The 22,744-nt window shown below is 73.1% G+C and carries 26 protein-coding genes; 12 read left to right on the plus strand and 14 right to left on the minus strand.

The features are described from left to right. Positions 1 to 122 precede the first annotated feature (122 nt). Genes amrb99_RS37765 through amrb99_RS37785 form a run of 5 tightly spaced genes read left to right on the plus strand, consistent with a single transcriptional unit; the run spans position 123 to position 3,903 of the window. Positions 123 to 557, plus strand: a complete 435-nt coding sequence (locus amrb99_RS37765; RefSeq protein WP_241756307.1) for a roadblock/LC7 domain-containing protein — start codon at positions 123 to 125, stop codon at positions 555 to 557. After that, entirely contained in the window at positions 554 to 910 is a 357-nt protein-coding gene (locus tag amrb99_RS37770; protein WP_190865491.1) for a DUF742 domain-containing protein, read from the plus strand. Before amrb99_RS37765 ends, amrb99_RS37770 begins: the two co-directional genes overlap by 4 nt. Beyond that, a complete protein-coding gene (locus amrb99_RS37775; protein WP_190865493.1) occupies positions 888 to 1,502 on the plus strand; it encodes an ATP/GTP-binding protein in 615 nt (204 codons plus the stop codon). Before amrb99_RS37770 ends, amrb99_RS37775 begins: the two co-directional genes overlap by 23 nt. Continuing rightward, the gene (locus amrb99_RS37780; RefSeq protein WP_190865495.1) at positions 1,499 to 2,710 is read left to right on the plus strand and encodes a cytochrome P450; all 1,212 of its coding nucleotides are present in this window, start codon (positions 1,499 to 1,501) and stop codon (positions 2,708 to 2,710) included. The genes amrb99_RS37775 and amrb99_RS37780 overlap by 4 nt, the downstream gene beginning before the upstream one ends. Then, a complete protein-coding gene (locus amrb99_RS37785) occupies positions 2,707 to 3,903 on the plus strand; it encodes a cytochrome P450 (RefSeq protein ID WP_190865497.1) in 1,197 nt (398 codons plus the stop codon). The genes amrb99_RS37780 and amrb99_RS37785 overlap by 4 nt, the downstream gene beginning before the upstream one ends. Here amrb99_RS37785 and amrb99_RS37790 read toward each other — a convergent pair. Together amrb99_RS37790 and amrb99_RS37795 are read right to left on the minus strand one after the other, a co-directional pair. Continuing rightward, the gene (locus tag amrb99_RS37790; RefSeq protein WP_190865499.1) at positions 3,857 to 5,317 is read right to left on the minus strand and encodes an SPFH domain-containing protein; all 1,461 of its coding nucleotides are present in this window, start codon (positions 5,315 to 5,317) and stop codon (positions 3,857 to 3,859) included. The genes amrb99_RS37785 and amrb99_RS37790 overlap by 47 nt on opposite strands. Next, complete coding sequence (locus amrb99_RS37795; protein WP_190865501.1) at positions 5,314 to 6,516, minus strand: ADP-ribosylglycohydrolase family protein; 1,203 nt, start codon at positions 6,514 to 6,516, stop codon at positions 5,314 to 5,316. Before amrb99_RS37795 ends, amrb99_RS37790 begins: the two co-directional genes overlap by 4 nt. Positions 6,517 to 6,573: 57 nt before the next feature. Between amrb99_RS37795 and amrb99_RS37800 the strand changes: the two genes are divergently transcribed. After that, a complete protein-coding gene (locus amrb99_RS37800; RefSeq protein ID WP_190865503.1) occupies positions 6,574 to 8,403 on the plus strand; it encodes a cytochrome c oxidase assembly protein in 1,830 nt (609 codons plus the stop codon). Here amrb99_RS37800 and amrb99_RS37805 read toward each other — a convergent pair. Continuing rightward, entirely contained in the window at positions 8,357 to 9,277 is a 921-nt protein-coding gene (locus tag amrb99_RS37805; protein WP_190865505.1) for an NADP-dependent oxidoreductase, read from the minus strand. The two genes, amrb99_RS37800 and amrb99_RS37805, sit on opposite strands and share 47 nt — an antisense overlap. Positions 9,278 to 9,378: 101 nt before the next feature. Between amrb99_RS37805 and amrb99_RS52770 the strand changes: the two genes are divergently transcribed. From amrb99_RS52770 to trxA, 3 genes are read left to right on the plus strand one after another with little or no spacing between them, the layout of a single operon-like run. Then, positions 9,379 to 9,810 (plus strand): helix-turn-helix domain-containing protein, encoded by a 432-nt coding sequence (locus tag amrb99_RS52770; RefSeq protein ID WP_190865507.1) that lies wholly within the window; start codon positions 9,379 to 9,381, stop codon positions 9,808 to 9,810. Positions 9,811 to 9,833: 23 nt separating this feature from the next. Beyond that, a complete protein-coding gene (locus tag amrb99_RS37815) occupies positions 9,834 to 10,328 on the plus strand; it encodes a MerR family transcriptional regulator (RefSeq protein WP_190865509.1) in 495 nt (164 codons plus the stop codon). After that, on the plus strand, positions 10,210 to 10,524 hold the full coding sequence (trxA, locus tag amrb99_RS37820; RefSeq protein ID WP_190865512.1) for a thioredoxin: 315 nt from the start codon (positions 10,210 to 10,212) through the stop codon (positions 10,522 to 10,524). The genes amrb99_RS37815 and trxA overlap by 119 nt, the downstream gene beginning before the upstream one ends. 87 nt (positions 10,525 to 10,611) lie before the next feature. Here the strand turns inward: trxA and secY are convergent, their stop codons facing one another. From secY to amrb99_RS37835, 3 genes are all read right to left on the minus strand, one after another. Continuing rightward, complete coding sequence (gene secY, locus amrb99_RS37825) at positions 10,612 to 11,898, minus strand: preprotein translocase subunit SecY (protein ID WP_190865514.1); 1,287 nt, start codon at positions 11,896 to 11,898, stop codon at positions 10,612 to 10,614. A 142-nt stretch (positions 11,899 to 12,040) separates the two neighbouring features. Next, the gene (locus amrb99_RS37830) at positions 12,041 to 12,463 is read right to left on the minus strand and encodes a hypothetical protein (protein ID WP_190865516.1); all 423 of its coding nucleotides are present in this window, start codon (positions 12,461 to 12,463) and stop codon (positions 12,041 to 12,043) included. A 154-nt stretch (positions 12,464 to 12,617) separates the two neighbouring features. Beyond that, positions 12,618 to 13,058: an SgcJ/EcaC family oxidoreductase gene (locus amrb99_RS37835; RefSeq protein WP_190865518.1), complete on the minus strand. Its 441-nt coding sequence runs from the start codon at positions 13,056 to 13,058 to the stop codon at positions 12,618 to 12,620. A gap of 91 nt (positions 13,059 to 13,149) precedes the next feature. Here amrb99_RS37835 and amrb99_RS37840 point away from each other — a divergent pair, with 91 nt between their 5' ends. Further along, positions 13,150 to 13,587, plus strand: coding sequence for a MarR family transcriptional regulator (locus amrb99_RS37840; RefSeq protein WP_190865521.1), 438 nt, complete (start codon positions 13,150 to 13,152; stop codon positions 13,585 to 13,587). Between the two features lie 54 nt (positions 13,588 to 13,641). On the opposite strand, the gene amrb99_RS37845 is transcribed toward amrb99_RS37840, so the two are convergent. From amrb99_RS37845 to amrb99_RS37870, 7 genes are all read right to left on the minus strand, one after another. Next, positions 13,642 to 14,631 (minus strand): LysR substrate-binding domain-containing protein, encoded by a 990-nt coding sequence (locus amrb99_RS37845; protein ID WP_190865523.1) that lies wholly within the window; start codon positions 14,629 to 14,631, stop codon positions 13,642 to 13,644. Between the two features lie 51 nt (positions 14,632 to 14,682). After that, positions 14,683 to 15,414, minus strand: a complete 732-nt coding sequence (locus amrb99_RS37850; RefSeq protein ID WP_190865525.1) for a Crp/Fnr family transcriptional regulator — start codon at positions 15,412 to 15,414, stop codon at positions 14,683 to 14,685. An 85-nt stretch (positions 15,415 to 15,499) separates the two neighbouring features. Further along, positions 15,500 to 15,625, minus strand: coding sequence for a hypothetical protein (locus amrb99_RS52775; protein WP_277820181.1), 126 nt, complete (start codon positions 15,623 to 15,625; stop codon positions 15,500 to 15,502). Positions 15,626 to 15,763: 138 nt separating this feature from the next. Continuing rightward, complete coding sequence (locus amrb99_RS37855) at positions 15,764 to 16,534, minus strand: succinate dehydrogenase/fumarate reductase iron-sulfur subunit (protein ID WP_190865526.1); 771 nt, start codon at positions 16,532 to 16,534, stop codon at positions 15,764 to 15,766. Continuing rightward, positions 16,531 to 18,600 carry a fumarate reductase/succinate dehydrogenase flavoprotein subunit gene (locus amrb99_RS37860; protein WP_190865528.1) on the minus strand — a complete coding sequence of 690 codons (2,070 nt, stop codon included), beginning with the start codon at positions 18,598 to 18,600 and terminating at the stop codon, positions 16,531 to 16,533. Before amrb99_RS37860 ends, amrb99_RS37855 begins: the two co-directional genes overlap by 4 nt. A gap of 12 nt (positions 18,601 to 18,612) precedes the next feature. Further along, positions 18,613 to 19,443, minus strand: a complete 831-nt coding sequence (locus amrb99_RS37865) for a hypothetical protein (RefSeq protein WP_190865531.1) — start codon at positions 19,441 to 19,443, stop codon at positions 18,613 to 18,615. 345 nt (positions 19,444 to 19,788) lie between these two features. Beyond that, a complete protein-coding gene (locus amrb99_RS37870; RefSeq protein WP_190865533.1) occupies positions 19,789 to 20,406 on the minus strand; it encodes a helix-turn-helix domain-containing protein in 618 nt (205 codons plus the stop codon). 132 nt (positions 20,407 to 20,538) lie between these two features. Here amrb99_RS37870 and amrb99_RS37875 point away from each other — a divergent pair, with 132 nt between their 5' ends. Together amrb99_RS37875 and amrb99_RS37880 are read left to right on the plus strand one after the other, a co-directional pair. Continuing rightward, on the plus strand, positions 20,539 to 21,114 hold the full coding sequence (locus amrb99_RS37875) for a hypothetical protein (RefSeq protein WP_190865535.1): 576 nt from the start codon (positions 20,539 to 20,541) through the stop codon (positions 21,112 to 21,114). A 5-nt stretch (positions 21,115 to 21,119) separates the two neighbouring features. Beyond that, positions 21,120 to 21,695, plus strand: a complete 576-nt coding sequence (locus amrb99_RS37880; RefSeq protein ID WP_190865537.1) for an OmpA family protein — start codon at positions 21,120 to 21,122, stop codon at positions 21,693 to 21,695. A gap of 23 nt (positions 21,696 to 21,718) precedes the next feature. Here amrb99_RS37880 and amrb99_RS37885 read toward each other — a convergent pair whose 3' ends face one another. Then, positions 21,719 to 22,576 carry a serine/threonine-protein kinase gene (locus amrb99_RS37885; RefSeq protein WP_190865539.1) on the minus strand — a complete coding sequence of 286 codons (858 nt, stop codon included), beginning with the start codon at positions 22,574 to 22,576 and terminating at the stop codon, positions 21,719 to 21,721. Between the last annotated feature and the right edge of the window lie 168 nt (positions 22,577 to 22,744).

Genomic DNA, 22,744 nt, shown 5'->3' on the forward strand with positions numbered 1-22,744 from the left:
GCGCGCGAGACCGCCGCCGGGCTCGGCGCCTGGCAGCGCGGCACCCGGTCCGGCCGCGCGGGCACGCCGCCCGCCGGCACTCCGGTGCCGCCGCCGAGCGTTGAAGGAAAGGACCTGCGGCCATGAACGAGGGGTGGAACGGCGCGATGGACGACGGCACGAACCGGCTCGGGTGGATGCTCGACGACGCCCTGCGGATGCCGGAGACGCGGTACGCGATCCTGCTGTCGGCCGACGGGCTGCTGATGGCCCATTCGGAGCGCATCGGGCGGGACGAGGCGGAACGGCAGGCGGCCGGCATGTCCGGGCTGCAGTCGCTGGCCCGCAGCACCGCCGAGTTCTGCGGCGACGCGGGCACGACGTGGCGGCAGACCGTCAGCGAGTTCGACGACGGGTACGTGTTCCTCGTCGCGGCGGGGCCGGGCGCCTACCTGGCGGTGTCGGCGACGCAGCACGTGGACATGGAGACGGTGTCGTTCCGGCTCCAGGAGCTGGTGCAGCGGCTGGGCAAGGAGCTGACCAGCCCGCCGCGCCCGGGCGCGGACAGCGTCGCATGAGCCGCCGCCGCGACGAGCGGGCGCTGGTCCGGCCGCACGTGGTCACCGGCGGCCGGGCGCACCCGTCCCGCAATGTGTTCGACCTGGTCACGCTGGTGATCTCGGCCGGCGACCTGCCCCGGCGGGGGCTGTCCCCGGAGAAGCTGCGGATCGTGGAGCTGTGCCGGGGCGGCGCGCTGTCGGTCGTGGAGATCGCCGGGCATCTGGCCCTGCCCGTCGGGGTCACGAAGGTGCTGCTGTCCGACCTGGTCGACAGCGGCCACCTCGCCACGCGGGCGCCGGCACCGGCCGCCCCGACGTCCCGGACCCGGCTCCTGCAGGAGGTGCTCGATGGACTCCGCGCAAGTCTCTGACACGGGCGTGGCCGGCGGTGGGACCTACCTGCGGGAGACCGTCCGGACCGCCGTCAAGATCCTCATCGTGGGGCACTTCGCGGTCGGCAAGACGACCTACGTCGGGACGCTGTCGGAGATCCGGCCGCTGCGCACCGAGGAGCGGATGACGCAGGCCGGCGCCACCGTCGACGACCTGGCCGGCGTCCGCGACAAGACGACGACCACCGTCGCGATGGACTTCGGCCGGCTCACGCTGAGCGACGACCTCGTCCTGTACCTGTTCGGCGCGCCCGGCCAGAAGCGCTTCACCCGGCTCTGGAACGACCTGGCGCGCGGCGCGCTCGGCGCGCTGATCCTGGTGGACACCGCGCGGCTGCAGGAGTCGTTCGCCGTCATGGACATCGTGGAGAGGCAGGGGCTGCCGTACGCGGTGGCGGTGAACCGGTTCGACGGGTCGCCGGAGTTCCCCGACGAGGAGGTGCGCGAGGCGCTCGACCTCGCGCCGTCCACGCCGCTCGTCACCTGCGACGCGCGGGAGCGGACGTCCTCCACGCACGCGCTGATCGCGCTCGTCGACCACCTGCTCGCGCTCGGCCAGGAGGCCCCGTGACCGTCGACCAGACCCGCCCCGCGGACGGCGCCGCCGGCGACGGCGGGGAGCCCGGACGGCTCTACGGGCCGGAGTTCGCCGCCGACCCCCGCCGGGTGTACGACGCGCTGCGCGCGCACGGCGCGCTCGCGCCCGTCGAGATCTCCCCCGGGGTCCCCGCGACGCTCGTCATCGGCTACGACGCGGCGCTGGAGGTCATGCGGGAGGCGGAGACCTTCCCGCGGTGCAGCACGGTGTGGGAGGCGTCGGTGGGACCGGAGTGCCCGGTGCTGCCGATGATGATGAGCCGGCCCAACGCCCTGTTCACCAACGGCGCCACGCACGCGCGCCTGCGCGCGGTGATCAAGGAGAGCCTGGACCGCGTGGACCCCGCCGCGCTGCGCGAGCACACCGAGGGCGCCGCGACGACGCTGATCGACGGGTTCGCCGGCGCGGGCGAGGCCGACCTCATCGGCGGGTACGCCCGCGTGCTGCCGCTGCTGGTGTTCCGGGAGCTGTTCGGCTGCCCGCCCGAGATCGGGGACCGGCTCGTGCGCGGCATGAGCGGGATCTTCGACGGCGTCTCCCCGGAGCAGGCCAACGCCATGCTCGGGCAGGCCGCGCGGGACCTGGTCGCGCTGAAGCGGGAGAGCCCGGGGGCGGACGTGACGTCCTGGATGATGAGCCATCCCGCCGAGCTCGACGACGACGAGATGGCCGAGCAGATCGTGCTGCTGCTGGGCGCCGGCACCGAGCCGGAGCAGAACCTCATCGCCAACGGCATCCGGCTGCTGCTGTCGGACGACCGGTTCGGCGGCGACCTGTCCGGCGGCAGCCTCCCCGTCGAGGACGCCCTCGACGAGATCCTGTGGACCGACCCGCCGCTGGCGAACTACAACACCGCCTTCCCGCGGCACGACCTCGACTTCCAGGGCCACCGGCTGCCCGCCCACCAGCCCGTGCTGATCTCGTACGCGGCGGCGAACACCGACCCGTCCCGCGCCTCGCACGCCCGGACGGGCAACCGCGCCCACCTGGCCTTCGGCGCGGGCCCGCACACCTGCCCGGCCAAGGGGCACGCGCGCCTCATCGCGTCCGCCGCGATCGAGATGCTCCTCGACCGGCTGCCCGACATGGAGCTGGCGGTCCCGGTGGAGGAGCTGGAATGGCGGCCCGGCCCGTTCCACCGCGCGCTGGTCGCCCTGCCGGTGAGGTTCCCCCCGCAATGACCGAAGCGCCTGTCACGGCCGACCGCGTGCCCATGTACGGGCCGGAGTTCGCGGAGGCGCCCGAACGCGTCTACGCGCGGATGCGGGAGCACGGCGACCTCGCGCCCGTCGAGCTGGCGCCCGGGATCCCGGCGACGCTCGTCATCGGCTACGACGCGGCGCTGGAGGTGCTGCGCGACCCGGCGACGTTCCCGAAGGACGCGCGGCGCTGGCAGGCCGGGGTGCCCGCGGACTGCCCGGTGCTGCCGGTGATGATGTGGCGGGAGAACTGCCAGGCGGCGGACGGCCCGGCCCACGCGCGGCTGCGGTCCGCGGTGACCGACGGCCTCGCGCGCGTCGACCCCGCGGCGCTGCGCGAGAACGTCGAGCGCAACGCCGACCTCGTCATCGACGGCTTCGCCGGGGACGGGGAGGTCGAGCTGATCGCCGGGTACGCCCGGATGCTGCCGACGCGGGTGGTGCTGGAGCTGTTCGGCTGCCCGCCGGACATCGGCGAGCGGATGCTGACCGGGCTCGGCGGCATCCTCAACGGCGTCGACGCCGAGGCGAGCAACGCGATGCTCGGCGGCGCGACGATGGAGCTCGTCGCGCTGAAGCGGGAGAGGCCGGGCGCGGACGTGACGTCGTGGCTGCTGTCCCACCCGTCCGAGCTGACCGACGCGGAGATGCTGCACCAGCTCGTGACGCTGCTCGGCGGCGGCGTCGAGCCGGAGCAGAACCTCATCGCCAACGGCATGCGGCTGCTGCTGTCGGACGACCGGTTCGGCGGCGACCTGTCCGGCGGCAGCCTGCCCGTCGAGGACGCCCTCGACGAGATCCTGTGGACGGACCCGCCGATGGCGAACTTCGGGATCACCTATCCGCGGCAGGACGTCGAGTTCCGGGGCCGCGTGCTGCCCAAGGACCAGCCGGTCGTCATCTCCTACGCCGCCGCCAACACCGACCCGTCGCGGGCGGCCGCCGGACGCGCCGGCAACCGCGCCCACCTGGCGTTCAGCGCCGGCCCGCACACCTGCCCGGCCAAGGGCCAGGCGCGGCTCATCGCGTCCGTGGCCATCGAGAAGCTCCTCGACCGGCTCCCCGACATGGAACCGGCGGTCCCGGTGGACGAGCTGGAATGGCGTCCCGGCCCGTTCCACCGGGCGCTCACCGCGCTGCCCGTCCGCTTCCCGCCGGAGGCGCCCCGCCCGTGACGGACGGCGCCCCGGCCGTGGCGGACGGGGGCTCGCCGGCGGCCGCGCGCAGGGCGCCGACCACCGCGGCGAGCTGGGTCAGCAGCCCCGCCAGGCTGGTCTGGTCAGCGCCGTTGACGGTCACGGTGCGCAGCTCGTCCGGCTTCGGCAGCCGCTCCAGGATGTCGGGCAGCCGGGCGATGAGGCGCGCCTGGATCGCGGCGGGCGTCTGCTCGTTGTCCATCGCGGCGCGGGCCCGGTCGCGCTCCAGCCCCAGCAGCGCCGTCTCGTGCTGGGACCGCGCCCGCGTCTCCTGGATCACCAGCTCGCCCTCGACCCGCAGCCGGTTCAGCTCGTGGTCGCGCTCGATCCGCAGCCGCCCCGTCTCGGCCTCCTCCGCGTGCCGCTCGCGCTCCATCCGCAGCGCGTGCCGCGTGGTCTCCGTCTCCAGCTCGGCGACCTCGCGGGCGTCGTCGTGCTCGCGGCGGGTCCGGCGCTGCTTCTCGGCGGCCTCGGTGTCGAACCGCTGCGCCTCGTTGCGCGACCGCAGCTCCGCCAGCTCCCGCTCGTGCTCCAGCCGCTGCGTCTCCTTCACCCGCTCGGCCGCCATCTCCCGCTGCGCGACGGCCTCCTCCGCCTCCAGCTCCGCCAGCCGCGCGATCCGGCCCTGCTCGGCCCGGTACGGCTTCTGCAGGTTCTCCCACAGCCGCGACGAGCTGACCACCGCCTCCTTGATCTGCACGGTGACGATCCGCAGCCCGAGCCCCCGGTCGCTGTGGTCCTCGCCCTCGGCGACGGCGCGCAGCCGCGCGGTCAGCTCCTCGATGATCGGCTGCTTGTCGCTCAGCACGTCCCGCACGCCCATGCTGGAGACCTTGTCCTTGATCGCCGCCTCGGCCTGCTCGCGGAGCTGCAGGTTCACCACCCGCATCGGGTCCTGCGCGTCGCCGAAGTCGAGCTTGCGGTACGCGGTCGCGAAGTCCTGGATGATCCACTGGACGTAGCCCTGGACGAGGACGCCCTGCAGCTCGCTGCAGATGCAGTACGCGTTGATCAGGATGGTCTGCGTCGCGCCCGGCACCACCAGGAACGAGTCCGTGGACGGGTTGAACCGGAACGACACCCCCAGCCCGATGTGCAGCGGCTCCGCGCGCCCCCGGCGGGTGTGCACGACGAAGGCGTTCGGCGGGACCAGCACGTTCTTCCAGCGCCAGAACCCCTTGACCCGCACCTCGACCGGGCCCGCCTCGGCGTGCTCGGGGGACGCGGCGGGCGCGGCGCCGAGCGCGCGGTCCCGCTTGGCCAGCGGCCCCGGCGGCGGCACCGCGCCGGGCGGCGGCGGGGCCGTGCGGCGCGACCTCAGGCCGTCCTCCAGGACGGCCTGCTGGGCGACGACCTTCTCCAGGTAGGTGTTGCCACCGTCGTTGGCGCTCATCTTCTCCTCGTCGGGTATCCCGTGGCGTCGACGGGCGGGGTCGGCCCGAACTCGTCGGCGCAGGCTCCGGCCAGCGTCTCGATCCCCGCGGCGACCTCCACGTCCGCCCGCCAGCGGGCCGGGAGCGCCCCGGTGCCGTGCATCGCGCCGACGAGATTGCCGCAGATCGCGCCGGTGGAGTCGCTGTCGCCCGAGTGGTTCACGGCGAGCAGCAGCCGGCGGGCCGCCTCGCCTTCGGACGGCATCGGGACGAGGGCGGCGTAGACGGCGATGGCGAGCGCCTCCTCCCCCGTCCAGCCCGCGCCGAGCGCCTCCAGCCGCTCGGGCGACGGCGGCCCGCCGCGGCGGGCCAGGTCCACGGCGGCGTCGAGGGCCGCGGACGTCTCGCCGTGCCCGTCCTGCGTCTCGAGCTGCTCGCGGGCGATGTCGAGGGACTCCGGCAGGTCGCCGCCGCGCACCAGCACCCACACCGTCGCGGCGAGGACGCCCGCCGGGAGGTGGCCGCTGGGATGGCCGTGCGTGAGCGCCGCCGCGTCCCGGCCGATGCGGAACGCGCTCTCGGCGCCCCCTCCCCACGGCGGGAAGCCGCAGGGCGCCGCCCGCATCACGCCGCCGCAGCCCTTCGAGTCGTTGATGGGCTCGTCGACCGTGCCGAGCGGCCACCCCGACCGCTGCCGTTCCGCCGCCTTCAGCAGGGCGGAGATGGTGCTGCGGCCCGGCCCGCGGCGCGTCATCAGCGCGTGCTCAGGCTGCGGGAACCGCCAGATGCCGCCCATGCCCTGGTCGGGGAACATCTCCCCCTGGCCCTTCAGCCACCTCAGGTACGACTCCTGGAGCATGCCCATCGTGGCGCCGCCGATCCCGCGCTCGCGGGCCCGCAGGAAGTCCTCGACCAGCGCGTTCGCGGTGAACATCGTCAGCTGCGTGTCGTCGGTGATCGCGCCCGCGCCGAAGCGCTCGTCGACGAAGCCGGTCACCCCGTCCGGGCCGTGCCGCGCCCGGATCCGGTCGAGCGTCAGCCCCTCGACGGGCGCGCCGAGCGCGTCGCCGATCGCGCCGCCGAGCAGGCACCCGTGCAGCCGGTCCGGGTCGGGGTTCGCCGGGAAGCGCGGCGGCGGAGGCGGAGCGAAGGACGGGGGCGGCGAGAAGGACGGGGGCGGGGAGGAAGGGGGTGGCGGCGGCACGGACGGCGGCGGCATGGCGGACACTTTAGTGCGCGGTGAACCTTCCGCCCCGGTCCGCGCGTATCTCCCGCCGTGGCAACGCAACCGCGGCAGGCGCCCGGGATCGACCGGCCCGTCCTCCTGACGGCGGCGCTCGCGGCGTCCCTGCTCGTCCTCGCGCTGGTCATACGGCTCGGAGGGTCGCTCGGAGCCGCCGCCGCGCCCGGGCTGTCGGAGGCCGGCGCGCTGACCGAGACCGGCCTCACCGTCGCCAAGCTGGGCGTGAACGCCGCGTCCACCGCGACGGTCGGCTGGCTGCTCGCCGCCGCCGTGTACGTCCCGGCGACGGACACCGCGCGCCGGTGCCTGCGGGCCGCGTCGCTGAGCGCGCTGGCCTGGGCGCTGTGCACGCTCGCGCTCGCCGCGTTCAGCGTCTCCGACCTGTTCGGGATCGGGCTCACCGGGATCAGCGGCGACATGCTGCGGACGTTCCTCCTCGACCTGCCGCAGGGCCGGGCGCTGGTCCTCGTCTTCGCGGCCGCCGCCGCGCTCTGGTGGGCGGCCCGGCTGCGCGCCGCCCCCGGCGCGGCCGGATACCTGCTGCTCGGCGCGCTCGCCGGGCTCATGCCGCCGCTGTTCACCGGCCACGCCGCGACCGGATCCCACCACGCCCTCGCCGTCTACAGCCTCGCCGCCCACATCGCGGGCGCGTCGCTGTGGATCGGCGGGCTCGTCGCGCTCGTCCTCCTCGCGCCGGAGATCCGGGACCGGCTGCCCGGCGTCGTGGAGCGGTACAGCGGGCTCGCGCTGGTCGCGTTCACCGTCGTCGGGGTGAGCGGCGCGGTGAACGCGTGGATCCGGCTCGGCGGCCCGCACCTCGGGTCGCGGTACGGCGCGCTGGTGGCGGCGAAGGCCGCCGCGCTCGTCGCCCTCGGCGCGGTGGGCTGGTGGCACCGCCGCGCCACGATCCCGGTACTGGCGTCGGCGCCCTGGCCGTTCGTCCGGCTCGGGTCGGCGGAGATCGTCGCGATGGCCGCGACGATGGCGCTGGCGACCGGCCTGTCGCGGACGCCGCCGCCCGAGGTCTCGCCCGGCACCATCGACGCGGTCGCCCTGCGGCTCGGCTTCCCGCTTCCCGGTCCCGCCGGCGTCGGCGCGTACCTGACGCACTGGTGGATCGACCCGTTGTTCCTGGTGCTCGTCCTCACCGGGGCCGTCCTGTACGGGATCGCGGTGTTGCATGCGGGGAGCTGGCCTGTTCGCCGTAGCGTGGCGTGGGCAGCGGGATTGAGCGTCCTGCTGTTCGCCATGGGCAGCGGCATCGCTCGCTACAGCATGGTCCTGTTCAGCGCCCACGCCTTGCAGCACGTACTAGTCGGAGTGGTCGCCCCCATACTGCTCCTGTATGGACGTCCCTCACGGCTCGTACCTGCGGGCTCGCTGCTCGCCGCCGTCCTCGACAGCCGGGGCGTGCGGTTCCTCAGGGAACCGGTCGTGTCCTCAGCGCTGTTCCTGCTGAGCCTCTACGCGTATTACGTCTCGCCTCTGTTCGGTGCGTCGCTCGCCAATCATGCGCTGCACTCGCTGGCCATGGCGTGCTTCCTCGGCGTCGGCCTCGCGTTCTTCAGCAGCGCGCGCGTGCCGCTCGTCCTGCCGCCACTGCTGGTCGCGGCCGGGATCGTCCTCATGCTGGACGGGACCGTCCTCGGCGGCGGCTGGTACGAAGGTCTCGGACGCCGCTGGGGCGCAGCTCCCCTGGACGACCAGCACGCGGGCGCCGCGCTCCTCTGCGCCGCCGCCACGCCCGCCGCGCTGTTCCACCTCGTCCGGCGGCTCCGCCCCGCGGCACGGCTCCGCCCCGCGGCGCGGGTCCGGCTCACACGACGAGGACGATCTTCCCCGCCACCCGTCCCGTCTCGCTGAGCCCGTGCGCCTTCGCCGCCTCGTCCAGCGGCAGCACCTCGTCGACCACGGCCCGCACCCCGCCGCGGACGGCGTCGGCCAGGTCCGCGCCGGACGGGGTGAACCCGAACTCCACGAACCGCAGGCCCCGCTCGTCCGCCAGCCGCCGCACCTCCGTCCGGTCGGGGCCGGTGCCGCGCACGTCGACGAGCAGCCCGCCGGGCTTCAGCGTCCGCAGCGACCGGGGCCCGTAGTCGCCGGCGATCGGGTCCAGGACCACGTCGATGTCCCGGACGGTCGCGGCGAAGTCGTCCACCGTGTAGTCGACCAGCTCGTCGGCGCCCAGCCCGCGCAGGAACGCGTGCTTGGCGGCCCGCGCCGTGCCCGTGACGTGCGCGCCGCGCGCCTTGGCGATCTGCACGGCCAGGTGCCCGACCCCGCCCGCCGCCGCGTGCACCAGCACCCGCTGCCCCGCGCCGACCCCCGCGACCCGGACGAGCGGCTGCCACGCCGTCAGCACGGCGGTCGGCAGCGCCGCGGCGTGCACGAGGTCCAGCCTGTCCGGGACGTGCGCGAGCCGTTCCTGCGGAACCGCGACGAACTCCGCGTACGCCCCGTTCGGCGGCAGCGCGTTGCCGAACACCGCGTCGCCCGGCCGGAACGCGGCCACGCCGCCGCCGACGGCCTCGACCACGCCCGCGACGTCCAGTCCGAGCGTGAACGGCGGCTCCCCGAACCTCCGCACGGCGCCCGAACGGATCTTCCAGTCCGCCGGGTTCACCCCGGCCGCCGCGACCCTGACCAGCACCTCGCCCGGTCCCGCGTCCGGTCGCGGGACCTCGGCGACCTCCAGCACGTCCGGACCGCCCCACGTCCGCTGCCGCACAGCACGCATCTCCGGCACCCCTTCCGCGGTCACCCGACCGCACGGCGTCCATGCTGGACGAGAACGGTATCCGTTGTGAAGAAGGCACCTGTTTGATATCCAGGTACCTTATGGATACCGCCTCGCACGACCGCCGGCCCCTCGTCTACCGCCACGACTGCCCGTCCCGCACGGTCATCGAGGTCCTCGCCAACAAGTGGACGCTCTACGTGCTCGCCGCCCTGCGCCGCGCTGACGGGCCGATGCGCTTCAACGAGCTGCGCCGCACGCTCGACGGCATCACCCAGAAGATGCTCACCCGGACCCTGCGCGCCCTCGAACGCGACGGCCTGGTCAGCCGCACCGTCTACCCGACCGTCCCGCCGCGCGTCGAGTACGGCCTCACCCCGCTCGGCGCCGAGGTCGGCCACCTGACCGGCGCCATCGCCGACTGGGCCCTGACCCACGCGCCCGACGTCCTCACCGCCCGGGAGTCCTTCGACGCCCGTCCCGAGCCCGCGCCGCTTGACCTTGACGCGCACGTCAAGGCGTACGGTCGCTGACGGCCACCGAAGGAGGGTCTCCGATGCTGATCGGCGAGCTGGCCGAACGCGCCGGCGTCAGCACCCGCACGCTGCGCTTCTACGAGCAGCAGGGGCTGATCACCGCGCGCCGCGCGCCCAACGGGTACCGCCAGTACGACGAGTCCGACCTGCGGCTCGTCGCGCAGATCCGGTCGCTGCTCGCGGCGGGGTTCACGCTGGAGGAGACCCGCCCGTTCGTGGACTGCCTGCGCTCCGGCCACGCGACCGGTGACGCGTGCCCCGAGCCGGTCGCGGTCTACCGGCGCAAGCTCGCCGAGATCGACGCCGAGATCCGCACCCTCGTCCGGCGCCGTGCCGACGTGGCCGCCCAACTCGCCCGGGCCTGCCCCGGGTGCACCGTCCCCCAGGAGGCGACGAATGATCACGGTGACCAGCGCGACCTTCGACGAGCGGGTGCTGAACGCACCGGGCCCGGTCCTGGTCGACTTCTGGGCCGACTGGTGCCCGCCGTGCAAGATGATCGCGCCGATCCTTGAGCAGCTCGACGCCGAACTCGGCGACCGGCTCACCATCGCCTCGCTCAACGGCGACGAGAACCCCGACATCGCCGCCCGGTACGGCGTCCTCGGCTTCCCCACGCTGACCCTCTACAAGGACGGCGAGGTCGTCCACCAGATGGTCGGCGCCAAGCCCAAGCGCCACCTCCTCGCCGCCCTCTCCCCGCACCTGTGACCCACCGGTCCGGCGGCCGCGCGGCCCGCCGCCGGGACGGCGCGTCCCGGCGGCGGCTCACGCGGCGGCTCACGCGGCGGCTCGCGGTCAGGTGAGGAACCCTTCGTAGTTGTGCTGCTGGAGGCGGCTCTCGATCTGCTTGACGGTGTCCAGGGCGACCCCGACCGCGATGAGGATCGTCGTCCCGCCGAAGGGGAACTGGTCCCCGACGTCCAGGAGCGCCAGCGCCGCCATCGGGATGAGCGCGACGAGCCCCAGGTAGAGCGAGCCGGGCGCGGTCACGCGGGTCAGGACGTGGTCGAGGTACTCGGCGGTCGGGCGTCCCGGCCGGATGCCGGGCACGAAGCCGCCGTACTTCTGCATGTTGCCGGCGACCTCCACCGGGTTGAAGGTGATCGCCACGTAGAAGTAGGTGAAGAACACGATGAGCGCGAAGAACGCGCTCATGTGCCACGGGTTCGCCTGGTCGAGATAGGGCTGGACCCGCCGCAGCCACCCCGCGTCCGGCCACAGCCGGGTGGCCAGCACCGGCAGGTACAGCAGCGACGACGCGAAGATGACGGGGATGATCCCCGCCTGGTTGACCTTGAGCGGGAGGTAGGTCGAGGTGCCGCCGTAGACGCGGCGGCCGACCATCCGCTTGGCGTACTGCACCGGGACGCGCCGCTGCGCCTGCTCGACGAAGACGACGCCGGCCATGATCGCCAGCCCGACGATGACGACGAGGGCGAAGACGAACCCGCCCTTCGCCTTGTAGATGCCCCAGAGCTGGCCGGGGAAGACGGCCACCACCTGCGTGAAGATCAGGACCGACATCCCGTTGCCGACGCCCCGCTCGGTGACGAGCTCGCCCAGCCACATCGTGACGGCCGTCCCGGCGACCATGCACACGACCATCGTGGCGATCGGGAAGACCCCCTTGTCGTGCAGGATGCCGTCCGAGCCCCGGAAGAGCTGCCCGGCGGACGTCATCGCCACGACGCTCGCGCCCTGCAGGATCGCCAGCGCGACGGTGAGGTAGCGGGTGTACTGCGTGATCTTCGTGGTGCCGGACTGGCCTTCCTTCTTCAGCGCCTCCAGCTTCGGGACGACCACCGTCAGCAGCTGCAGGACGATGCTCGCGGTGATGTAGGGGTAGATGCCGAGCGCGAAGACCGACAGTTTCAGCAGCGCGCCGCCGCTGAACAGGTCGAGCAGCCCGTACAGCTGGTCGCTCCTCTTCGCGGCATCGGCGGCGGACTTCAGCGCGGTCACGTCCACGTTCGGGAGCGGCAGGTTCTGCCCCAGCCGGAACACGAGGACGATGAACAGGGTGAACAGCAGTTTCTTGCGCAGTTCCGGGGTCCGGAACGCGCGGGCGAGCGCGGTCAGCACGCCGCGTCCGGCCGGTGCGCGGGCAGTGTGAACCGGGCGAGCGCATGGCGCGCTCGCCGCATGGCGAAGCGGAAGATGACTGGCCTCCGTACGGGTACGCCGCAGCGTCCGCAGGACTACTGCGGCCGGTGACTGGTGAGCGTCAGGAACCCGTGCGGAGTGGAGGCCCGCGCACCTGGACGGTGCCGGTATGGACGGACGCCGGGACGACCGTGCGCGACCGGGCGGCCGCGACGCGGACCCGCTGCAGCGCCAGGTCGGGAGCGGCCGACGGCAGGGCCGCGTGCTGTCCCGGCTTCTCGCCGGAGACGAACCCGAGCCGCTTCCACAGGTGGACGTCCGCCGCGGAGAACCGCGGCCAGGCGGGCGTGGAGCGGCGGTCCCGGACGGGCGAGGCCGCGAGGCCCCGCGAGCCCGTGCCGCTCGCGGCCGCCGCCGTCCCGATCCGGACGATCTCGACGGCCGCCGCGTTCGGGACGACGGACAGGGTGGCCGTCATGGCGAAGCCGAAGAAGCCCGCCAGCAGCATCACCAGGCGCCGCTGCCGGGAGGTGCGGTGCTCCACACCGGCCTCCCCTCGCCGCCCGCCGCCCGTCCCGCAACCGTACAACGCCGCCGCCGGCCGGTGCGCCGAACCGGATCAGCGGTTCGCGGGTCATGCGGCGGGGTTCGCCGCGGTATCCGCGGCGGGGCTTCTCGGCGAGCTCGGCGGTGGGTTTCTAGGCGAGCTCGGCGGCGGGCTTCGTGGCGGGCTGGAACCTGAAGGAGACGGCCTCCATCAGGGACTTGTGCAGGGTGTTCTGGAAGGCCGCGAGCCGCCACCGGCCATCGGCGCCGCGGACGGCGGTGTTCGTCTGGAGCTTCTTCAGCTTGCCGGGGGCCTTCTTGTACGTGTCGCCCCGGGTGATGACCACGGCGCTGTCGGGCGTCGTCATGCGGATGTCGACGATCTCGCAGGCGAGCTTCGTGCCCTTCAGGAAGCTGTCGAAGAGCGCCTGGTGCGCGGTGCCGATCTCCTCGGCGCCTCGGTAGAGGGTGCCGACGTAGGTGATGTACGTGGCGTCGGCGGTGAAGCAGGCGCCGTAGGCGGCGCCGTCGCCGCGGTCCCAGGCGTCGGTGAGCTGTTCGAACAGGGCGCGGATCGCGTCGGTGTCGGTCATGGCGGAGCCCTCCCGTGATAGCTTCTCTGTAGAAGTTTCTGCTTTGAAGATTTCTCTTCGTTGAGGAAGAGATTAAGCAGCGGGAGGCCGCATGTCAACGCCCGAGCCGGAATCGGAGACCTACCGGCGCTACCTCAGCGCCGTCATGCTGCACGGGCACGCCGGCGCCCGCGCCTGCGGGCTCGGCGCCACCGACCTGTACGCGCTGAACATCCTCGACCTCGCCGGGGCCATGACACCGGGCGAGCTGTCCGCGCGGACCGGGCTGACGACGGGGCCGACGACCCGGCTGATCGACCGGCTGGAGGAGGCCGGGTACGTCCGGCGCGTCCCCGTCCCCGGCGACCGCCGCAAGGTGATCGTGGAGCCCGTCGGCGAACCCGCGGACCTGGACCGCGTCCTCGCGCCCGCCCGCCGGCGGATCGGCGAGATCATCGGCGGGTACGCGCCCGAGCAGCGCGCGGTCCTCTTCGACTACTTCCGGCGCGCCGCCGACGCCTACCGCGAGGCCGCCGACGACCTGCGCTGACCGTCCCGCCGAAGCTGACCGTCCCGCACGTCGAGCGGGCGAAGGGCGGCCGGATCAGTCGCGGACGAGGCTCTCCACCCCGGCGGGAAGGTCGCCCGCGGCACCCGCCTCCACGAGGAACGTCATCAGGAGGTCCTGGAAGGCGCGGGCCGCGTGCGTCAGGTCGACGTCCTTGCGGTGCGCCAGCGCGATCGTGCGGAGGAGGCCGGTCCCGTGGTGGCCGCGCCGGGCCTCCTCGTCGGCCAGGACGAGCGGCGTCCCGCGCAGGCCCGGACGTCCCGCGAGGACCATGCTCGGGACGACCGCGACCCCGAGGCCCGCCTCGACGAACCGCAGGACGGCGTCCATCTCGCCGCCCTCGACGGCGAACCGCGGCTCGAACCCGGCCGCGCGGCACGCGCTGATCGTCGCCTCGCGCAGGTCGTAGCCCGACCGGAACATCACCAGCGGACGGTTGCGCAGGTCCTCGATGCGGAGGTAGGAGCGGCGCGGCATCTGCACCGCCCTGGCGTCGCCGTCGTCCGCGCCCACAGGGGAGGCCACCACCAGGTACTCGCGCAGTATCGGGCTGGTGTCCAGCGGCGGGTCGCCGTGCAGCGGCAGGATGACCAGGGCCAGATCGAGCGACCCGCGGGTCAGCTCCTTCACCAGGTCCCGCGACCCGCCCTCCTCCACCAGCAGCTGGATGCCGGGATAGGCGTCATGGAAGCGGCGCAGCACGTCCGCGAGGAGCCCCGCGCACAGCGACGGCGTGGCGCCCAGCCGCACGCGTCCGCGGCGCAGCCCGGTCAGCTCCTGCACCTCCAGCCGCGCCGTGTCGACGTCGGCCAGGATGCGCTTGGCCAGCGGCAGCAGCGCCTCCCCGGCGGGCGTCAGGGTGATGTTCCCGCGCGCGCGAGAGAAGAGGGGCGCGTTCAGCTCGGTCTCCAGCGCGCGGATCTGCTTGGACAGCGACGGCTGCGCCACCCGCAGGAGCTCCGCGGCCTGCGTGAAATGGCGAACCTCCGCGACCGCGACGAAGTAGGCGAGCTGCTGTAACTGCATCCTGCACAGAGTACGGGCCCGCACCGGCGCCGCCCGCGACCGCCTTGGCCGTTAGCGCGCGTGCCGGCGCAGGGCCTGGAGGTCGTGGACGATCAGCCGGCGCCGGCCCGTCTCGATCCAGCCGTGCCGCCGCAGCGTCCGCAGCGCCTTGCTGACCGCCTCCCGCGACGCGCCGACCCACCCGGCCAGCTCCTCCTGGGACAGGTTCAGCGTGATCCGGACGCTCTGGCCGCCCTGCCCGCTCTGGCCGCTCTGCCCGCTGGCCCTTCCGGCCGCGCCGGCGCGGCCCTCGTAGGGCTGCCCGAACCGCTCCGCCAGCTCGACGAGGCGCTGCGCCACCCGGCCCGTCGCGTCGAACATGCCGAACTCGACGCGCTTGCGGTCCGCGTCGCGCCAGCGCTGGCACAGCATCCGCATGATGATGATGGACACGCGGCCGTGCGCCTGGAGGAACGCCATGAACTCCTCGGCCGTGACGGCCAGCGCGCGCGCCGGCTCCAGCGCGGCGACGGTGGCGGAGCGGGGCAGCCCGTCGATCGCGGCGACCTCCCCGAGCAGCGCGCCCGGGCCGCGCACCGCGAGCAGCGCCTCGCCGCCGTGCTCGCGGTAGGAGAACGCCTTGACCCGCCCGCTCAGCAGGACCGCCACCCAGCTGGACCGGTCCCCCTCGACGAACAGCGTGTCCCCCCGGGCGAACTCGCGGACGCGGCCGCGGGATTCCAGGTCGCCGCGTTCCTCCGGGGTCAGCTCGGCAAGGAACGAACCCGGTTCGAGGGGGCTCATGCCCACCACGCTAAGGGGAACCCGGCGGTGCGAGTCCCGGGGGATAATCACGAATTTGTCACGCGTTGTGTGCACTCTTCCCTATTCAGCGGGACGGGCGGGCGCCAGGGTTGATCGCGGCGTGTGCGGCCGGCAGGTCGCGCGCGTCCGGCTTGCGCGGAGGCACGGTGGACAGGGGCGCCGTGCCCCCGGCGGCGAGCACGGCGTTCATGGAGGCACGGCGTTCATGGGCACGGCGTTCACGGGGGCGCACGGCCTTCATGGAAGCACGGCGTTCATGGGGAACGGCGGAACGGCGGGCGGCGGTCCGGGGGCATCGCCGCCCGCCGTCCCGGGCGCCGTCCACCGGTCAGGCGGACGGGGTGTCCTGCCCCTTCTTGACGATGCCGAGCTTGGTGCCGAGCCACACGACCGGGTCGTACTTGCGGCCGACGACCCGCTCCTTCATCGGGATCAGCGCGTTGTCGGTGATCTTGATGTGCTCGGGGCACACCTCGGTGCAGCACTTGGTGATGTTGCAGAACCCGAGGCCGTGGTCCTTCGCCGCGATCTCACGCCGGTCCGCCTGGTCGGCCGGGTGCATCTCCAGCTCCGCGATCCGCATGAGGAACCGCGGCCCGGCGAACTCGGGCTTGTTCTCCTCGTGGTCGCGGATCACGTGGCAGACGTTCTGGCACAGGTAGCACTCGATGCACTTGCGGAACTCCTGCGAGCGCTCGACGTCCTCCTGCTGCATCCGGAACTCGCCCGGCTTCACCTCGCCCGGGTCGAACGAGGGGATCTGCCGCGCCTTCTCGTAGTTGAACGACACGTCCGTCACGAGGTCGCGGATCACGGGGAACGTCCGGATCGGGGTGACGGTGATCGTCTCGTCCTCGGTGAAGGTGGACATCCGCGTCATGCACATCAGCCGCGGCATGCCGTTGATCTCCGCCGAGCACGAGCCGCACTTGCCGGCCTTGCAGTTCCACCGGACGGCGAGGTCGGGCGCCTGCGTGGCCTGCAGGCGGTGGATGATGTCGAGGACGACCTCGCCCTCGTTCACCTCGACCGTGTAGTCCGTCAGCTCACCCGCGCCGTCGTCGCCGCGCCAGACCTTGAACTTGGCCTCGTAGCTCACTGCTCGCCCTCCTCGTCGTCCCCAGCGGCGCCCGCGGCGGTCGCATCGGTCTCCTCGTCCGCCTTCGCGACCGCGTCCGCGGAGGGCGCCCCCTCGGCCGCCGCCGCGCCCTCGGACGCCTCGGCCGACGCCTCCGGCGACACCGGCTCGGCGGCCACGTCGGCCGGCAGCTCCTCGGCCGTGAGGTACTTCTTCAGCTCGTCGGTCTCGAACAGCCCCAGCAGGTCCTCGCGCATCGGCACCATCGGCTGGCGCGTCAGCTCGACGTGCGGGGACGACGGGTCGCCGGCGAGGCTGCAGACCAGGTTCACCTTCCGCCACTCCGCCGACATCTGCGGGTAGTCGTCGCGGGTGTGCCCGCCGCGGCTCTCCTGCCGCTCCAGCGCCGCCTTCGCGACGGCCTCCGACACCAGCATCATGTTCCGCAGGTCCAGCGACAGGTGCCAGCCCGGGTGGTAGCCGCGCCCGTCGTCGCCCACCGCGACCGGCGTGACGCCGACGTTGGCGACCCGCTCGCGGAGCTTGCCGAGCGCCTCGATCGCCTGCTGCAGCTCCGCCTCCTTGCGGATGATGCCGACCAGGTCGTTCATCGTCTGCTGGAGTTCGGCGTGGACGGCGTAGGGGTTCTCGCCGTCCTCCCGCTCGAACGGCGCGAGCGCCTCCGCGACCGCCGCCTCGACCTCCGACTCCGGGACGCTGGGGCGCTCAGGAAGGGCGTCGATGTACTCCGACGCGCCGAGCCCGGCCCGGCGGCCGAAGACCAGCAGGTCGGACAGGGAGTTGCCGCCGAGCCGGTTCGAGCCGTGCATGCCGCCCGAGACCTCGCCGGCCGCGAACAGCCCCGGCACCTTCGCCGCCCCGGTGTCCGGGTCGACCTCGACGCCGCCCATCACGTAGTGGCAGGTCGGGCCGACCTCCATCGGCTCCTTGGTGATGTCGACGTCCGCCAGCTCCTTGAACTGGTGGTGCATCGACGGCAGCCGCCGGACGATCTCCGCGGCGCCGCCCGGCATCCGGTCGACGACGGTGAGGAACACGCCGCCGTGCGGCGATCCCCGGCCGGCCTTCACCTCGGAGTTGATGGCGCGGGCCACCTCGTCGCGCGGCAGCAGCTCCGGGGGCCGCTTGTTGTTGTCGGGGTCGTCGTACCAGCGGTCGCCCTCCTCCTCGGTGGTGGCGTACTGGTTCTTGAAGACCTCGGGGACGTAGTCGAACATGAACCGCCGGCCCTCGGAGTTCTTGAGGACGCCGCGGTCGCCGCGCACCGACTCGGTGACGAGGATGCCCTTCACCGAGGGGGGCCAGACCATGCCGGTCGGGTGGAACTGCACGAACTCCATGTTCAGCAGCGTCGCGCCGGCGAGCAGCGCCAGCGCGTGCCCGTCGCCGGTGTACTCCCAGGAGTTCGAGGTGACCTTGAACGCCTTGCCGATGCCGCCGGTCGCCAGCACCACCGTGGGCGCCTCGAACACCACGAACTTCCCGGTCTCGCGGACGTAGGCGAACGCGCCGCAGATCCGGTCGCCGTCCTTGAGCAGCCGCGTCACGGTCGTCTCGGCCCACACCTTGAGCCGGGCCTCGTAGTCGCCGTGCTCGGCGTGGTCCTCCTGCTGCAGCGCGACGATCTTCTGCTGCGCGGTGCGGATCAGCTCCAGGCCCGTCCGGTCGCCGACGTGCGCCAGCCGCGGGTACTCGTGCCCGCCGAAGTTCCGCTGGCTGATCTTGCCGTCCTTGGTGCGGTCGAACAGCGCGCCCCAGTGCTCCAGCTCCCAGATGCGCTCGGGCGCCTCCTTGGCGTGCAGCTCGGCCATCCGCCAGCTGTTCATGAACTTGCCGCCGCGCATGGTGTCGCGGAAGTGCACCTGCCAGTTGTCGTTGGGGTTGACGTTCCCCATCGCGGCGGCGGCGCCGCCCTCCGCCATCACCGTGTGCGCCTTGCCGAACAGCGACTTGGAGATGATCGCGGTCTTCTTGCCCTGGAGGCGGGCCTCGATCGCCGCCCGCAGCCCGGCGCCGCCGGCACCGATCACCACGACGTCGTAGGCGTGCCTCTCGATCTCAGTCATGATCCTTTGGCCTCAGTTGAAGATGCGGGGGTCGGAGAAGACGCCGCCGGCCACGAACGCGACGTAGGCGTCGGCCACCACCAGCGAGCCCAGCGTGATCAGGGCGTAGGTCCCGTGGTTCTGGTTGATCTTGGAGACCCAGCCCCACATGCGGTACCGGAGGGGATGCTTGGAGAAGTTCTTCAGCCGCCCGCCGACGATGTGCCGGCACGAGTGGCACGACAGCGTGTACAGCCACAGCAGCACCACGTTCGCGACCAGGATGACGGTGCCGAGCCCGATGCCGAACCCGCCGTCCTTGCCGTGGAAGGCGCGGATCGCGTCCCAGGTGTTGATGACGGAGATGAGGAACGCGGCCATCCAGAAGTAGCGGTGCAGGTTCTGGCCGATGAGGGGGAAGCGGCGCTCGCCCGTGTACTTGCCGTGCGGCTCGCGCACCGCGCAGGCCTGCGGCGACGCCCAGAACGAGCGGTAGTAGGCCTTGCGGTAGTAGTAGCAGGTCAGCCGGAACAGCAGCAGGAACGGCAGCGTGATGATGGCGAAGGGGATGAAGCCCCTTGTGCCGGCCGGCAGGAAGGTGCCGAACTCGGCGGCGTCGCCAGTGTGGCCGTCGACGGTGACGTTGTTGCAGATGTCGTTCAGGCAGGGCGAGTAGAACGGCGTCAGGTAGTGGTACTGGGGGACGTAGAACGCCGCGCCCCAGAAGGCCCTGACGGTCGCGTACACCACCCACGCCGTGAAGATCACGAACGTCGTGATCGGATACAGGCGCCAGTTGTCCTTGCGGAGCGTGCGTTCCTTGATCTGGGCGCGCGACTTGGCCGGCGCCTCCACAGTGCTCATCGATCGCTCTCCTGAGCTCGGGTCGTCGTGTCCCCGTACCACGGTCTGAGCGCACTCGCGCGGCCGTCGCGCCCGGCCTGAGGCGCCGTCCCGCATGCGCGCGGTGACGCCTCGTGTGCGCTTCCAGCGAAGCGACCTTACGCCTTCCCACAGGAGCTGTGACATACATAACAGCCAGACCCGCATGTGACCCTGACCACAGACTTTAGCCCCCGAAAGGCGATACGGCACCGCCCGCTTCCCATAACCAGTCGTTATGGCCCAGCGGAATCGAGACGAGCGCGCCACGGCATGACCGAATGGCCATCGCGCCGCCGGGCGCGCGCGGGCGGCCGGTGAACGCGCTCAGTAACCGCGGGCGTCCCGGATGATCCGGGCGTAGTGGGCCTCGGCCTCGCTCGTGCGGCCGTTGCCGTACACGCGGAGCAGTTCCGCCAGGTCCGGGAAGCGGTCGCCGATGAGCGCGGCGGCGGCCTCGATCTCGGCGGCCGAGGCGACCTCGCGCAGCAGCGCCTGAACGAGCCGCGCCGGCTGCTCCGCGTGGACGGGCGCGCCGTCCGCCACCCCGGGACCCTGGGGCGCCCCCTCGGCGGGGGCGGCCCCGGCCGGGACATGGCCGGAGGTCGCGGCGCGCAGGCCCGAGGTCGTCGCGGCCGACTCGGCACTGATCGCCTTCAACCGCTCCTTGACCTCCGCCGGGCCCAGCGCGCCGAAGCCGGGGTCGGCGGCGAGCTCCTCGGCGGCCAGCAGCCGGTGCAGGACGGCCGGGTTGCTGATCTTGGCGCGCTGCGCCGACATCAGCTGGGAGAGCATCGGCGCGGACAGGCCGAGGACGCCGGCGAGCGCCGACTGCGAGAGGCCGAGGCGGTCCAGGAGCCGGCGGACGCGATCGCCCAGCGGCTCGCCGTACCACTCGGTCTGCAGCGCCCGGTTCCGCACGACCGTCTCCGCGGCAACGCCCACTTTCGCCGCCCCCCTTGACTCTTCACAGTTGCAAACGCTAGATTCTCAGACGCAATGGAGCGCCATGGCCTCGCCACCATGGTGCCACGGGGAGCGATCTTTGCATATGCGACGAAACGGAAAGGGCAGTACATGCGCCTGTCACACCGCCCGGCCGCGACGGCGGCGGCCGCCCTCCTCCTCGCCGGCGCGCTGGCCGGCTGCTCCACGTCCGGCGGCGGCTCGGACGGCGGCTCCGGCGGCTCCGGCCGCGGCCCCGGCGGCGCGGTGCAGGGAGCGGCCGGCAAGGCGTTCGTCGACCGCTTCGACAAGCCGGTGGCCAAGGCCACCTTCGACAGCCCGATGGCGCCCGGCGCCAAGGTCGACATCGCGGTCATGGGCCTGCGGGTCAAGGGCCGACTCGCCACCCTCACGCTCCAGTGGACCCCGCACGTCACCGGCAGCGCCAACACCCCGACCCCCTACCGCCTCAACGGGGAGCACGGCCTGGACGCGTCGCTGATCGACGCGGTGAACCTCAAGCGCTACGTCGTCGTGTCCGACTCCGCCAGCCACAACCTCCAGAGCGACGACGTCCTGACCAACCTGCCCAACGACCAGGCCACCCTGACGACCCACACGTTCGCCGCGCCGCCCGAGAACGTGAAGAGCATCGACGTCCAGCTCGGATCGTGGCCGGCGTTCCGCGACGTCCCCGTCGAGAGGTGAGCGGCGTGCGCCGGACGATCGCCGTCGCGGCCGCCGTGCTGCTGGCCGCCTCAGCCTCCCTCTCGGTCCCCGGCCAGGCCGGAGCCGACACCGACCCCGTCGTCCCCGACGCGAACATCGCCGCGTCCGTCAAGACCATCGGCACGGCCGGCGCGGTGCGCGCCATCGACCTCACCCGGGCCGTCGTCCCGCTCGAGACCGAGGACGACAACGGCTCGCAGGTCACCGTGCACATCTCGGCGGACGTCCTGTTCGACTTCGGCAAGGCCGAGCTCACCGACGCCGCCCGCCGCCGCATCGCCGACCTCGCGCCGCGCCTCCGCGACGCGCGCGGCGCCGTGCAGGTCTCCGGCCACTCCGACTCGGTCGGCTCCCCGTCCTACAACCTCGACCTCTCGCAGCAGCGGGCCGATGCCGTCAAGGCCGAGTTGGTCCGCGCGCTCGGCGGCACCGCCCTGCGGATCGAGGCCAAGGGCTACGGCGAGACGCGTCCCATCGCGCCCAACCTCGTGGGCGGCAAGGACAACCCGTCCGGCCGGGCCAAGAACCGCCGCGTCGACATCACCTTCGACAAGACGTGACCCTCGCCCGCGCTCGGTCGCGGTCAGCGGGGGTGGGCGGGCGGCGGGCCGAGATGGTCGAAGATCTGCAGCGGCTCTCCGTCGAGGGTGAGCGCGGGGAACCGCAGGTCCGTGCGGTGGGGGGCGAGCGCCCGGCGCGCGGCGTCCGCGTCCTTGAAGCGGCGCGCCGGATCGGGGTCGCACAGGTGGCCCAGCACGGTCCACAGCATCGGCGGCACGCCCGCGGGCCGCGCGCCGATCCGCTGGCGCGGTTCCGGGTCGCCCGCGCCGGTGAGCATCCGCCAGCCCACCATGCCCACCGCGTACAGGTCCTGCCGGGGCCCCGGACGGTTCCAGTCGAGCACCTCCGGCGCCAGGTAGCCCGGCGTGCCGACCGTGAAACCCGTCGTGGTGAGGCGCAGGCCGTCGTCGCCGAGCGCGATCCCGAAGTCGGCGAGCCGCACATGCGGCGCCCCGACCGGGCTCGGCTCCAGCAGCAGGTTCGCCGGCTTCACGTCCCGGTGGACGATCCCGGCCCGGTGAATGCGGCTCAGCGCGGCCAGCACCTGGTCCAGCACCTCGGCGGCGTACTCCGGCGGCAGCCGCCCGTAGTCGCCGAGCAGCGTCTCCAGCGACCCGCCGCTCACCAGGTCCATCGCCAGCAGCACGTCCTCGCCGGCCATGCACGACGCGTAGGGGGTCACCACGTGCGGGTCCGCCACCCGCAGCGCCTGCTCGCGGATCGCCCGCAGCACCGACGTCCGGCCCCCGCTCCGCACGAGCTTCGCCGCGCAGTACCGCCGTTCCGCCCGGTCATAGGCCCGCCACACCCGGCTCGTCCCGCCCGCGCCGATCCGGTCGAGCATGGTGAACCGGCCGCCGACCACCCACGCCTCGTCCACGGACGAGATCGTACGGAAAACGGGGCCGCAAGGGATCCGAGCCACAATTCAACCGGAGACGTCAACAGATCGGGCGTAGCGCGCATCCAACAAGAAGACGTACGTGACTTCCGCCCCCTGCCTAGACTGACGAACCTCCCAGACCACGCGCCCCGGACAGGGCCCGCC

Source organism: Actinomadura sp. RB99 (genome assembly GCF_014706005.1).
In the GTDB taxonomy this organism is placed as follows: domain Bacteria; phylum Actinomycetota; class Actinomycetes; order Streptosporangiales; family Streptosporangiaceae; genus Spirillospora.

Coding starts and splice junctions, on each gene's coding strand:
- amrb99_RS37785 (WP_190865497.1), top strand. CDS start 2,707: ATGACCGAAGCGCCTGTCACGGCCGACCGCGTGCCCATGTACGGGCCG.
- amrb99_RS37770 (WP_190865491.1), top strand. CDS start 554: ATGAGCCGCCGCCGCGACGAGCGGGCGCTGGTCCGGCCGCACGTGGTC.
- amrb99_RS37805 (WP_190865505.1), bottom strand. CDS start 9,277: ATGCGTGCTGTGCGGCAGCGGACGTGGGGCGGTCCGGACGTGCTGGAG.
- amrb99_RS37840 (WP_190865521.1), top strand. CDS start 13,150: ATGTCAACGCCCGAGCCGGAATCGGAGACCTACCGGCGCTACCTCAGC.
- amrb99_RS52770 (WP_190865507.1), top strand. CDS start 9,379: ATGGATACCGCCTCGCACGACCGCCGGCCCCTCGTCTACCGCCACGAC.
- trxA (WP_190865512.1), top strand. CDS start 10,210: ATGATCACGGTGACCAGCGCGACCTTCGACGAGCGGGTGCTGAACGCA.
- amrb99_RS37775 (WP_190865493.1), top strand. CDS start 888: ATGGACTCCGCGCAAGTCTCTGACACGGGCGTGGCCGGCGGTGGGACC.
- amrb99_RS37835 (WP_190865518.1), bottom strand. CDS start 13,058: ATGACCGACACCGACGCGATCCGCGCCCTGTTCGAACAGCTCACCGAC.
- amrb99_RS37875 (WP_190865535.1), top strand. CDS start 20,539: ATGCGCCTGTCACACCGCCCGGCCGCGACGGCGGCGGCCGCCCTCCTC.
- amrb99_RS37845 (WP_190865523.1), bottom strand. CDS start 14,631: ATGCAGTTACAGCAGCTCGCCTACTTCGTCGCGGTCGCGGAGGTTCGC.
- amrb99_RS52775 (WP_277820181.1), bottom strand. CDS start 15,625: ATGAACGCCGTGCTCGCCGCCGGGGGCACGGCGCCCCTGTCCACCGTG.
- amrb99_RS37850 (WP_190865525.1), bottom strand. CDS start 15,414: ATGAGCCCCCTCGAACCGGGTTCGTTCCTTGCCGAGCTGACCCCGGAG.
- amrb99_RS37865 (WP_190865531.1), bottom strand. CDS start 19,443: ATGAGCACTGTGGAGGCGCCGGCCAAGTCGCGCGCCCAGATCAAGGAA.
- amrb99_RS37860 (WP_190865528.1), bottom strand. CDS start 18,600: ATGACTGAGATCGAGAGGCACGCCTACGACGTCGTGGTGATCGGTGCC.
- amrb99_RS37795 (WP_190865501.1), bottom strand. CDS start 6,516: ATGCCGCCGCCGTCCGTGCCGCCGCCACCCCCTTCCTCCCCGCCCCCG.
- amrb99_RS37765 (WP_241756307.1), top strand. CDS start 123: ATGAACGAGGGGTGGAACGGCGCGATGGACGACGGCACGAACCGGCTC.
- amrb99_RS37815 (WP_190865509.1), top strand. CDS start 9,834: ATGCTGATCGGCGAGCTGGCCGAACGCGCCGGCGTCAGCACCCGCACG.
- amrb99_RS37790 (WP_190865499.1), bottom strand. CDS start 5,317: ATGAGCGCCAACGACGGTGGCAACACCTACCTGGAGAAGGTCGTCGCC.